This window comes from Aliivibrio sp. S2TY2 (assembly GCF_028765525.1).
In the GTDB taxonomy this organism is placed as follows: Bacteria; Pseudomonadota; Gammaproteobacteria; order Enterobacterales; family Vibrionaceae; genus Aliivibrio; species Aliivibrio finisterrensis_A.
Genome location: NZ_JARACS010000002.1, coordinates 522,716 through 535,287, shown reverse-complemented (window position 1 = coordinate 535,287; position 12,572 = coordinate 522,716). Strand labels below are relative to the sequence as shown.

Genomic DNA, 12,572 nt, shown 5'->3' with positions numbered 1-12,572 from the left:
CTCCAATGTTGGGTATCTCCCATCATAATGCATTATTTAGAACGTCGATTCATAAGTAATATGGCTTTATTACAGAGCATCACGCTGAAGTATGCCGTGGCTCACAAGTTGAAATTTATTATGAAAGGCAAAAATTATGAATCGATTATTTAAAATTTCTTCTATTGCCATTGCGATCTCTGCTCTGGTCGGCTGCACACAAATGAAAACACCGACTTATGATGCTTCTGCTGTTAGTCAAAATCCGATAATTCTCTATTCTTCAAATGAATTAATTACTATGTCAGACAAGACGCCAATAGGTGCAAATTCTGTGGTGGTTCAAGAGGGTAAAATTGTTGATTTAGGGAAAAAAGAAACATTGATTGCAAAGTATCAATCGCACCCAAGCTTTACGATTGATGCTCAATTTGAAGATAAAGTAATCACCCCCGGTTTTGTTGAACCACACATTCATTTATGGCTCAGTGCTATTTTATTGGGTTCTGAATTTATTACACCTGCAGATTGGAATTTTCCATGGGGAAATGTAGAAGGGATACAAGGTAATGATGCTTATTTCGCTCGCTTAACAGAAATCGAATCTGAAATGAAAGATAAAGAAACTCCTTTATTGACATGGGGTTATCATAATTACTTTCATGGCAGTGAGATGAGCAAAGAGAAATTGAATGCGATCTCTAATACTCGCCCAATAATTGTTTGGCATCGCAGTTTTCACGAGTTGTATTTTAATGATGCAGCAATGGAAATGTTTGGCTGGAGTGAAGCCTCATGGACGGGAGAAGGGCAAGGTTACGCGCAATTAGATTGGGATAAAGGGCATGCCTATGAAAATGGTGCCAAAGTAATCTTGAATGACGTTTTAGAGTTTATGGTGGAAAGTGGTTTATTTGCCACAGGAATGGAGCGTACTCGTGATTATGTTCAGGCGGGAGGGATCACAACAGCTATTGATCCCGGTGTGGTAGTGACTCCTGAAATGTATGATCAAATGATTGATATTCTAATGGAAGATACACTTGCTTTGGATTATTGGTTGATCCCTGCGGGTAACTTTACTTATGCCATGGGAGGATATGACGCAGAAAAAGGCAAAGTAATTGCAGAGACTCAAACTCAAACTTACAGTGAGAATGAACAAGTCCGTTGGTTACCAAAATACGTTAAGTTATTTACAGATGGTGCGATGTATAGCCAATTGATGCATTTAAAAGAGGGTTATATTGATGGACATGAAGGTGAGTGGTTACAAACCCCACAAGAGCTTGAAGACAGCATGCGCCCCTATTGGAAAGATGGTTATACGGTTGTCATACACGCGAATGGTGATGTTGGATTTGAAACCGCTGTTGATATTGTTGAAACATTAAATTCGGAGGTGCCGCGTAGCGATCATAGAACGGGTTTTCATCATTTAGGTATTACAGATAAAGATGATATACCAAGGGCGGTCGAAGCGGGAGCTAACTTCAGTGTTAATCCATATTACACGCATATCTTAGCTGAATTATATGGTGAGCAAGGAGTAGGTAAAGAGCGAGCGGAAGTGATGTCAAGAGGACGCTCATTTATTGATGCGGGTGGCATGTTATCTTTGCATTCAGATGCACCTATGGCACCAGCTCAACCATTAAGTTTAGTGTGGGCTGCCGTGAATCGTATTGGTTTATCAGGTGAAACGGTTCAAGGCCCGCAAGAGCGCATTACGGTTGATGAAGCGATGAAAGCAATCACTATTAACGCTGCTTATACTGCCAGACTAGAAGAGACGGTAGGATCGATTGAGGTAGGCAAATTTGCTGATTTTGCTGTATTGGATGAGAGCCCTTACAGCGTAAAACCGGAAGCAATTGATGATATTAATATTACCGCCACAGTATATCGAGGCGTGCCAAAAATGATTGATAGTGGCAAAATTGGAATGAAACTAACGGCGAAAAGCCAAGCAGTAATGAATTATTTGAACCAGCACGAAGGGCATTCGCATGATCATGATATTTGTGAAACCAGCTTGTTGTTCCAACAAATAATGACTGGGAAATAAAATCATATATAGAAAAGAGCCACCTTAATTAGAGTGGCTCTTTTTATTTATTTTGAATTAAAACGAATTCAGATTAACGAGTTAAATACGCCGCAACAAAGCGCGTAATATCAACCATGTCAGAGACTTTAATAAACTCTTCAGTGGTGTGTACTTTAGACATACCTGTAGAAAGATTAACCGTTGTTAAGCCTTTTTCATTAAATACGTTTGCATCAGAGCCACCACCCGTAGATTTAGTGAATGGGCTAATGTTAATGCTTTCAAACGCATCTTTAATACTCGCTACGTGTGCATTGTCGTCTGAAATTTTGTAAGCATTATAAGCACGCGTTGAGATAATCTCGATTTCAGCACCGTGTTTATCAGCCGCCGCTTTAAAGGTTGATTCCATATGATCAACTTGTTTAGCTAGCTTAACATCATCAAGAGAACGAGCCTCACCTTCGATGTATAGCTCTGGCATAACGATGTTGGTTGCTTGACCACCACGAACCACACCAATGTTAGCTGTTGTTTCTTCGTCAATGCGAGACAGTGTCATATTAGTAATGGCATCTGCAGCAACCGTTAGGGCATTGATGCCTTCTTCTGGTGCTAAACCTGCGTGCGCTGGACGACCTTTGATGGTTACTTTTAGGTTTTGTTGGCCAGGAGCTGAAGTGATGATAGTGCCAATAGGGCCACCTGAATCGAGTACGATAGCGTGGTTAGATTGAATATAGCTCATATCAAAGTTTTTAGAACCGTGTAAACCGCCTTCTTCATAAACCGTAAATGCAAGCTCTAGTGTTTTGTGTGCTTGATTGTTTTCTTTAATCACACGTACCGCTTCCATTACAGCAGCAATACCGGATTTATCATCACCGCCAAGGATTGTGTTACCTTTAGAGCGGATCACACCATCTTCAATGATTGGCTCAATACCGTTACCCGGAGTAACTGTGTCCATGTGAGAGCTAAATACAATGCTGCCCTCTAATGAGCCTTCTAATTTTGCGTAAATATTAAAGCCATTTGATACATGTTCAGGTACTGGTAGCTTAGATACCGTAAAGCCTAGTTCTCCCAACTGCTCTGCTAATGCTTCTGCAATCGCTTTTTCATTTTTTGATTCGCTGTCGATCTGAATAATATCTAGGAAGTGATTTACTAAACGTTCTTGATTTACTTGAGTCATGACTTCTCTTCTTTCATTGATAGGGAATAATAAGATCACTCTAACTAAAGAAAGTGCAGAAAAAGATGCACTGAATCAATAAATCGTCCGACTTATCTAGCATAGCCATGCGTTATATCTTAATAATTAAAAGTTATAACACATAATTAATAGTTGATAACATTTTGCAACTTTCTAGATTCATATCACTCTGATAACTATATTAATAAGAAACCATAAAGAGGTTACCATGAAATCACGATTAAAAATCACAACAGTTGCTCTACTGTTCGCTTCATTTTTTGCTGTTATAACAAGTTTCTTTTCTACCGCTGAAGACATGACTCAGCCAATGAAAGGAGAGTACGAAGTTGCCACTCTCGCAGGAGGATGCTTTTGGTGCACTGAATCTGATTTAGAAAAATTAGATGGAGTGGTGGATGTCGTTTCAGGCTATTCAGGGGGAGATCTTGAAAATCCAACCTATAAACAAGTGTCATCAGGAAAGTCAGGCCACATTGAAGTGATTCAAGTGACGTTTGATCCAAAGATCGTAAGTTATGAGCAGGTGCTTGATCAGCTATTTAGGCATATGGACCCAACGGATAGTAAAGGTTCATTTGTTGATAGAGGTCCACAATATCGTCCTGCTATCTTTTTTCATAATGAAGATCAGCAAGTTATTGCTCAAGAGTTTATGAATGCGGTTGATGCTGCGAAAATTTATCCAAAGCCTTTAGCTACAGAGTTAATTGAGTTTAAAAAGTTTTGGCCAGCAGAAGATTACCATCAAGATTATTACAAACGTAATCCAATTCGTTATAAGTATTACCGTAATGGTTCAGGTCGTGATAAATATTTAGATTCGGTATTTGGTGAAGACAGAGAAGAAAAGCCGAAAACATTACGTCAGTACATTGATGAGCAAAAAATGGCTCAAAATGTAAAGCAATACAGTAAACCATCAGAATCAGAAATTAAGAAGATGCTGACTGAACAACAATATTACGTAACACAAAAAGAAGGGACAGAACGTCCATTTGATAATGCGTATTGGGATAATAAAGCTGAGGGGATTTATGTTGATATCGTCAGTGGTGAGCCGTTATTCTCATCAACAGACAAATATAAATCAGGCACGGGTTGGCCAAGTTTTACCAAACCAATCAATAAAGCATACATAACTGAAGAAGATGATTTTTCATTATTCAGTAAACGTACCGAGATCCGCAGTAAATTTGCCGACTCTCATCTAGGTCATGTATTTAGTGATGGACCTAAGCCTACAGGATTACGTTACTGTATGAACTCAGCAGCAATGCGTTTTGTTCCAAAAGCAGATTTAGAGAAAGAAGGTTATGGTGAATATCTTTCATTATTTGAGTCTTAATAAATACATAAAATAGTAATAAAAATCCGGATCATTCAGTGGGTGATCCGGATTTTTTATTTATCAATTATAAATAGGAATAAACTTATTTATTTTGCGCTGCGATGTGAGTTGCAATTGCATCCATTAACGCTGGAGATAGGCAATCGTAAGTTGGAAGACCTAGTTCAACAAAACGAGCACGGATAGCATCCATGTCTTTAGGATCTGTGCCTGTTTCGATAATGGATGAAACAAATGCAGCAAATTGTGGTGCAGAGAAACCGGCATCTTCAGACAATTCAGTGTGAACGAAATCTAAACCAAAGAATGGGTGATCTTGGTTATCGATACGGCCGTACATGTGAGTACCACACTCTTTACAAGCGTGACGTTTGATTGTTGCCGTTTCATCGATAACTACTAATTTATCTGCGTTCGCAATGACTTCAACGTTATCACGTGAAATTACTGCTACTTGAGAGAAGATCGCGCCTTCTGGTTTCCAGCATTTAGAACAGCCACATGCGTGGTTATGTGCAGTTTGAGCTGTTAGCTTAACGGCTACTTTATTTTCTTTACATTGACAGTGTAATGTTCCGCCTTGGAAGTTTTCATTAGTAGCTGCGAAGCCGTTATCAATAGCTGGGTGTAGTTTTGTAATAGTCATTTTATTTCTCTTAATTAATTTTAATATTTTTGTTATTTGTTTATTCAAACAGCTTGTAGCCATGGAGATCTCTTAATTAGTTTGATGATTTGATTGCTCAAACGATGGGAGGCATTTTTCGCCTTTCTTGCTCTTCAAACAATACTAAAAACAGTAAATGATTATTACTGTATTGTAATAATCCTGTTTTAATTTAGCGCTTAATTGTGTTTTATGTAATCGTAAATTAGGTTGAATTATTTGGTAACTTATTAATATTTAATGATAAAAATAGTAAATGTGTAGTTTTTATGCTGAGAGAACAGGAAAGGAAAGGAGAATAAAAAATAGATCTTGCAGTGAAATGCATTTCATTAAATGAAGGTGAATAGGAAGAAAGTTATTTCATTTAGAATAAATACTATAATTTTATGTTTATTAAACCTTTTAATTTAAAGGTTCAATCTATTCTTTGCTGAAAGGTAAGTTATAAATCGAGTTCATGATGTAAATCTAATTTTTGATAGGTTTTACGAATCACAGCTATAACTACAAGCGATTATCTCTTATTCTCTAAAGTGTTTATTCTATCCCCACAGTATTTTAGGGGTTAAATAGAGAGTATGGTCAAGAGTGCATTAGTCGTAGAAGGTGGAGCAATGCGTGGCATTTTTGCTAGCGGTGTTTTAGACACTTTTATGAAGAAAGAATTTATGCCTTATGATTTCGCCATTGGAGTCTCTGCCGGAGCATCGAATCTAATAGGGTATCTTTCTTATGCACCTCAACGTAGCTTTGATGTCATTACGAAACTTGCAACCCACAAGCGCTTTTTTAATCCCACACGATTTGCTCGCGGCGGTGATCTTGTTGATGTTAAATGGTTAATTGAGGAGTCGAACAGAAGACATCCCTTAAATTCAGAACGTTTATTCTCTTCTATTCCTATGTATGCGGCAGTAACTAATATTGATAGTGGTAACGCTGACTATTATCAAGTAAAAGAAAGCAATTTAAATAATGTTCTTGAAGCAACAACTGCTTTACCTATCGCTTATAAATCAACACCTTGCTTTTCTGGTGGTTGTTATACCGATGGTGGAGTAGCTGATTCAATACCAGTAAAAGAAGCATACCGTCGAGGGGCGAGAGATATTACCGTGATCTTATCTCATCCTTTAAGTTATGAGATGAAACCAGCACGATCGCCTTGGTTAATGACTAAATTATTAGCTCGTTATCCGCAAATAGCGCAAGCCATGCTTGTTCGTGCTGAAAACTATAATCAGTCATTGGAATTTATTCGTAATCCGCCTGAAGGAACGACGATTCGAGTGATAGCACCACCAGAAGACTTTGCAGTAAAACGACTTACGATGAAATCGACTACACTCATTGAAGGTTACAAAATGGGGGAATCATCTGGCTTAAATCATTTATCTAGCCGTGATGGAACCTTTGGTTTAAATACTGAAAACTGTCATTTTTGCGTTTAATACTTTTAACAGTTTTTATTTACATTTTATCGCTTAACCATTGCACTAAAGGATTAATAAACATGACTAAAAAGCTAACCACAGCGGCAGGTTGTCCTGTTGCACATAACCAAAATGTTCAAACTGCGGGTAAACGTGGTCCTCAATTATTGCAAGATGTGTGGTTTCTAGAAAAACTGGCGCATTTTGATCGTGAAGTTATTCCTGAGCGTCGCATGCACGCAAAAGGGTCTGGTGCTTACGGTACATTTACGGTTACTCATGACATAACAAAGTACACAAAAGCAAAATTGTTCTCTGAAATTGGTAAACAAACTGAGCTATTTGCACGTTTTACTACCGTAGCTGGTGAGCGTGGTGCTGCTGATGCAGAGCGTGATATCCGTGGTTTTGCGCTAAAATTCTACACAGAAGAAGGTAACTGGGATTTAGTGGGTAACAACACACCTGTATTCTTCTTACGTGATCCTCTAAAATTCCCTGATTTAAACCACGCGGTTAAACGTGATCCTCGCACAAATATGCGAAGCGCGAAAAATAACTGGGATTTCTGGACATCATTACCTGAAGCGCTTCACCAAGTAACTATCGTGATGAGTGATCGTGGTATTCCTGCTACTTACCGTCATATGCATGGTTTTGGTAGCCACACGTTTAGCTTTATCAATAGTGATAACGAGCGTTACTGGGTGAAATTCCACTTTGTATCTCAGCAAGGCATTAAAAACTTGTCAGATGCTGAAGCGGGTGCAGTGATTGGTAATGATCGTGAAAGTCATCAACGTGATTTGTTAGAAAGCATTGATAACCAAGATTTCCCTAAATGGACATTGAAAGTTCAGATCATGCCAGAAGCAGAAGCGGCGACGGTTTCTTACAACCCATTCGATTTAACCAAAGTATGGCCACATAAAGATTACCCATTAATTGAAGTGGGTGAATTTGAGCTAAACCGTAACCCACAAAACTTCTTCGCAGAAGTAGAGCAATCGGCATTTAACCCTGCAAATGTAGTACCGGGTATCAGCTTCTCTCCTGATAAAATGCTGCAAGGTCGTTTGTTTGCGTATGGTGATGCACAACGTTACCGTTTAGGTGTAAACCACCAACACATCCCAGTGAACGCACCTCGTTGTCCTGTTCATAGTTACCACCGTGATGGTGCAATGCGTGTTGATGGCAACTTTGGTAGCACATTAGGCTATGAACCAAACAACGAAGGCCAATGGGCAGAGCAGCCAGATTTTTCTGAGCCACCACTAAACTTAGATGGCGCAGCAGCACATTGGGATCACCGTGAAGATGAAGATTACTTCTCACAACCGGGTGATCTATTCCGTCTAATGACCGCTGAGAAACAAGCGATCCTGTTTGATAACACTGCGCGTAACTTAAACGGTGTACCAAAAGAAATTCAACTTCGTCACCTAAGACATTGTTATAAAGCCGATCCTGCTTATGGTGAAGGCATCGGTAAATTACTTGATATTGATGTGAGTGAATTTAACTCGTAATTTATTGTATTAAGTAACAATCAATCAAAGCGCTGAGTATTATATTCAGCGCTTTTTTTATGTCTGTTTACATTGTAAATACCAGTGGTTTCACCGGTAATATTATTATTGTTTTCTATTATATTTATATAAATGGTTAGAAAAACCACAAAAGGAGTCTGATGCGTTTGAGAAAGGCGTGAGTTGTCCTAAATGTGTTGATCAACACAGTGATGAGCAAAAGTCTCGTTTTCGTGAGCGTGAAAAGCAAGTGCAGTTGGCCAATAAAAGAAGTAAACCGCACTTTATGCAGATGTGAACCATAAAGAATGAACTGGCTCGAAAGAATATAATGCGCTTTCATTCTGCTCATACTGAGATGCAAAGTAGATAACAAATGCGTAAATAAAGCATCGATTTATCCCTGTTCTTATCGCCAATTCATGAATTCTTGCTAGTTTTATAAACAAAAGTGAGGCGTTAACGTCTCGCTTTTATTGTTTATAAACAAGGATGAAATCATGACAAATAAAATAAAAATCAGTTCGCTCAGCATCGCTTTTATTGGTGCACTATCATCAATGGGAGCGCAAGCTCATGGTTGGGTTGAGTACCCGAGTGCAAGGCAAAACACCTGTTATTTAGATGGTGGATTTTGGGATAACACCATTCCAAATCAGGCATGTCAAGCAGCGTATGATGAATCAGGTGCGTTTCCTTTTGTTCAACGTAATGAGGTTGCTGCCAATGTGCCAAACTATAAAGACATGGCACATGTTCAAGCCATTGTTCGTGATGGTAACTTATGTTCAGCAGGCGATAATTCAAAAGCAGGTCTAAACGTAGGTTCTTCTCATTGGCAAAAAACGGCGGTTACCTTAGATGAGAATAACCAGATTGAACTTATCTTTAATGCCACTGCACCTCATAACCCTTCTTACTGGCAATTCTATTTATCTAATTCTAATTACGATCCAACCGTTCCATTAACGTGGGGTGACTTAGATCTAATTGATACCGCTGGCAATGTGCCTGTAGGCGAAGATAAGAAATACCGTATTAATATTACTCTTCCTGCGGATAGAGCCGATTCGGCCGTTCTTTATACTCGCTGGCAGCGTGAAGATGCCGCTGGTGAAGGCTTTTATAACTGCAGTGATATTTCATTTGACGGAACGGGAACGACACCTCCAGGACCGACAGATCCAGTCGACCCACCACCATCATATTCTGACTTAGGTTATTACATTAACCAAGGATTTGGGCCAGTAGAATCAGGCGATACGGTTCGATTCAGAACGTTTGATGCGACAGGTGCAGAAACAACAGACATCAGTTTAGCCATTACAGTGAACAATACGGCGACATGGTCAGCGGAACTGGCAGGACAATTTAACCAATTGAAAAATAAAGAATGGTTTATTGGTATTTGGCACCAAGAAATGAATCATTATATGTATGACACTAGTAATATTTACGCTAACCGAGTGTTTGCACCAAGCGCTGATTTAAGTTACCAACTTTCTTTAATTAAAGCCGATACAACACCACCAGTAGAGCCGCCAGTTGAGCCATCAAACGCATGGCAAACTGGTTTAATCTATAACACTGGAGATGTTGTTAGCTATAAGGGTCAAGAATGGACAGCACAGTGGTGGACAAAAGGGGAAGAACCGGGAACGACGGGAGAATGGGGTGTTTGGCGTTAATAGAAGACAATAAATGGATCCCAACTTAAAGTGGTATTTCTAATGTTTAAGCCCTAAATCTAATTTAGGGCTTTTTGTGATAAGCAATGCTTATAAATGAAATAATCAGAACTGCTTAGCCTTAATATCTTCAATTTCATACTATTTACTCAACGACTAAGAACACGAATTCATGGATGAAATCATTATTATTATTTAAAATGAGAGTAATTATGAAACTAGCACTAAAATCCCTTCTAGCAGCTTCACTTTTATCTTCTACAGCCCTTTATGCTAATGTTTTAGAAGGTCATCGAGTTGGATTAGGCTTTAATTCCACAAGTATTGATGATATAGCTTTTGATGGAAAATATTCAACCAGTGGTCTTACTTTGGCTTATGGTTATGACATAAATGATATTATTGGTATCAACGTTTCTTTAAATAAAGGCAGCGGCACAGATTTCCCTTTTGACATTGATACATCAACCTTTAAGTTTGATACCGATATTGGTTATACCTTTCATATGCAAAATGCGTCAATAAAGCCTTATGGTGTCTTGGGTTTTGCAAAGTTTAAAGAAGAAGCCAGTGCTTTTGGACTAGATGCTTGGAAATGGGATGACTCAACTATCTTTGTTGGTATTGGTACAAGAGCTACGTTTAATCACCATTTCTATACTGATTTAAGATTAGATTTCATTAACTTAAAAGAGAGTGGAGATAATATTTTTGCTGATCAGTTCTCTTTTACTGTTGGTTATAAGTTTTAATCAAGCCTGATTCATCAGCTATTTAAGTTATCTTATTCATTATTAAAGCTCTGGATCTTTCCTGAACTTTTTTATTGTGTATTAAAACATCATATTCCTCGACATTGTGATCAAGATCTCTGTATAATCCGCGCCTAGATTTTCTCATTCATCATACTTTCGTCCTTCATCTTGTGGCTCTCTATAGCCAAATCATGACTTGTCAGTAAACCCTAGGAATTATTTCGTTGATACAATCAAACAACATCACAATGCAATTTGGCGCAGAGCCTTTATTTGAAAACATTTCAGCAAAATTTGGCAACGGTAACCGTTATGGTTTGATCGGTGCGAACGGCTGCGGAAAATCAACGTTTATGAAGATTCTTAGTGGTGCATTAACTCCTAGTTCTGGCAACGTATCAATGACGCCGGGACAGAAATTAGGTGTATTAAGCCAAGATCAGTTTGCGTTTGAGCAATATAACGTAATTGATGTTGTGATCATGGGAGACAAAAAACTATGGGAAATCAAACAAGAACGTGACCGCATCTATTCATTGCCAGAAATGAGTGAAGAAGATGGCATGAAAGTCGCCGAGCTTGAAAGTGAATTTGCTGAAATGGACGGTTACAGTGCAGAGAGCCGCGCGGGTGATATCTTAATTCAAGCTGGTATTGATGAAGCGCTTCATTTTGGTTTAATGCAACAAGTGGCTCCGGGCTGGAAACTGCGTGTGTTATTAGCACAGGCACTGTTTGCAAACCCAGATATCTTGTTACTTGATGAACCAACCAACAACTTGGACATTCATACGATTAACTGGTTAGCAGAAGAGCTAAACAAGCGTAAATGTACCATGATCATTATCTCGCACGACAGACACTTCTTAAACTCTGTATGTACGCACATGGCTGATATCGACTACGGTGAATTACGTATTTACCCAGGTAACTACGAGTACTTCTTAGAAGCATCAAGCTTGATCCGTGAACAACTATTAGCGGGTAACGCGAAAAAAGAAGCAGAGATCAGTGAATTACAAGACTTCGTAAACCGTTTTGGTGCTAACGCATCGAAAGCGAAACAAGCAAGTTCTCGTGCAAAGAAAATGGACAAAATCACGCTAGATGAAGTGAAATCATCAAGTCGTATGAGCCCATCAATTAACTTTGGTGAAGGTAAAAAACTGCACCGTCAAGCACTAGAGCTTGAAAACCTAGGCCACGGCTTTGATGGTGAAGTTCTGTTTGAAGGCGGTAATTTATTACTAGAAGCGGGCACTCGCTTAGCTGTTATTGGTGAGAATGGTGTAGGTAAAACAACTTTCCTACGTTGCTTAGTTCAAGACTTACAACAAAACGAAGGTATTGTTAAATGGTCTGAAAATGCGTCTTTTGGTTACTGCCCACAAGACAGCACGGCTGATTTTGATAACGATTTAAGCATCTTTGATTGGATTTCTCAGTGGCGTACTGTTAAGCACGATGACTTGATGGTTCGTGGTATTTTGGGTCGTTTACTGTTTACTGCTGACGACGCAAATAAAAAAGCGAAAAGCTGCTCAGGTGGTGAGAAAAACCGTCTATTGTTTGGCAAGTTAATGATGCAAGACATCAACGTACTTGTTATGGATGAACCAACCAACCACATGGATATGGAAGCGATTGAAGCACTTAACGAAGCATTAAAAGTGTACACAGGTACTTTAATTTTCGTAAGTCACGACCGTGAGTTCGTATCATCACTAGCAACTCATATTATTGATATTAATGAGAAAAAACTAGTGAGTTTCCAAGGTACTTATGACGAGTATTTAGACCACCAAGTTAAAATGCTACAGGTTAATATTGCTAAATAAGCGTATTTTAACTCGGTAGAATTAAGTATAGATAAAAACGCGAGACTGGATATCAGC

General features: G+C 38.8%; 9 protein-coding genes and 1 pseudogene. 8 read left to right on the top strand and 2 right to left on the bottom strand.

From position 1 onward, the window contains the following. The first annotated feature begins 136 nt into the window (after nucleotides 1-136). A complete protein-coding gene (locus PVK63_RS06215) occupies nucleotides 137-2,047 on the top strand; it encodes an amidohydrolase (protein WP_130087862.1) in 1,911 nt (636 codons plus the stop codon). 73 nt (nucleotides 2,048-2,120) lie between these two features. Here PVK63_RS06215 and PVK63_RS06210 read toward each other — a convergent pair whose 3' ends face one another. Next, the gene (locus tag PVK63_RS06210) at nucleotides 2,121-3,227 is read right to left on the bottom strand and encodes a M20/M25/M40 family metallo-hydrolase (protein ID WP_130087863.1); all 1,107 of its coding nucleotides are present in this window, start codon (nucleotides 3,225-3,227) and stop codon (nucleotides 2,121-2,123) included. 229 nt (nucleotides 3,228-3,456) lie between these two features. Here PVK63_RS06210 and msrB point away from each other — a divergent pair, with 229 nt between their 5' ends. Further along, nucleotides 3,457-4,596 carry a peptide-methionine (R)-S-oxide reductase MsrB gene (msrB, locus tag PVK63_RS06205; RefSeq protein WP_130087864.1) on the top strand — a complete coding sequence of 380 codons (1,140 nt, stop codon included), beginning with the start codon at nucleotides 3,457-3,459 and terminating at the stop codon, nucleotides 4,594-4,596. Nucleotides 4,597-4,681: 85 nt separating this feature from the next. Here msrB and gfa read toward each other — a convergent pair whose 3' ends face one another. Then, nucleotides 4,682-5,245, bottom strand: coding sequence for an S-(hydroxymethyl)glutathione synthase (gfa, locus tag PVK63_RS06200; protein ID WP_130087865.1), 564 nt, complete (start codon nucleotides 5,243-5,245; stop codon nucleotides 4,682-4,684). Between the two features lie 602 nt (nucleotides 5,246-5,847). On the opposite strand from gfa, the gene PVK63_RS06195 reads away from it, so the two are divergent. The 6 genes and pseudogenes from PVK63_RS06195 (at nucleotide 5,848) to PVK63_RS06175 (ending at nucleotide 12,515) form a co-directional block, all read left to right on the top strand. After that, entirely contained in the window at nucleotides 5,848-6,720 is an 873-nt protein-coding gene (locus PVK63_RS06195) for a patatin-like phospholipase family protein (protein WP_130087866.1), read from the top strand. 62 nt (nucleotides 6,721-6,782) lie between these two features. Further along, nucleotides 6,783-8,234: a catalase gene (locus tag PVK63_RS06190; protein ID WP_130047082.1), complete on the top strand. Its 1,452-nt coding sequence runs from the start codon at nucleotides 6,783-6,785 to the stop codon at nucleotides 8,232-8,234. Between the two features lie 151 nt (nucleotides 8,235-8,385). Continuing rightward, nucleotides 8,386-8,517: pseudogene (locus tag PVK63_RS20025) on the top strand (rhodanese-related sulfurtransferase); the annotation flags it as partial. Between the two features lie 217 nt (nucleotides 8,518-8,734). Continuing rightward, nucleotides 8,735-9,922 carry a lytic polysaccharide monooxygenase gene (locus tag PVK63_RS06185; RefSeq protein WP_274440040.1) on the top strand — a complete coding sequence of 396 codons (1,188 nt, stop codon included), beginning with the start codon at nucleotides 8,735-8,737 and terminating at the stop codon, nucleotides 9,920-9,922. Nucleotides 9,923-10,134: 212 nt separating this feature from the next. After that, nucleotides 10,135-10,674: a porin family protein gene (locus PVK63_RS06180; RefSeq protein WP_130087868.1), complete on the top strand. Its 540-nt coding sequence runs from the start codon at nucleotides 10,135-10,137 to the stop codon at nucleotides 10,672-10,674. A gap of 227 nt (nucleotides 10,675-10,901) precedes the next feature. Next, complete coding sequence (locus PVK63_RS06175; RefSeq protein WP_130045999.1) at nucleotides 10,902-12,515, top strand: ABC-F family ATPase; 1,614 nt, start codon at nucleotides 10,902-10,904, stop codon at nucleotides 12,513-12,515. The last annotated feature ends 57 nt before the right edge of the window (nucleotides 12,516-12,572 follow it).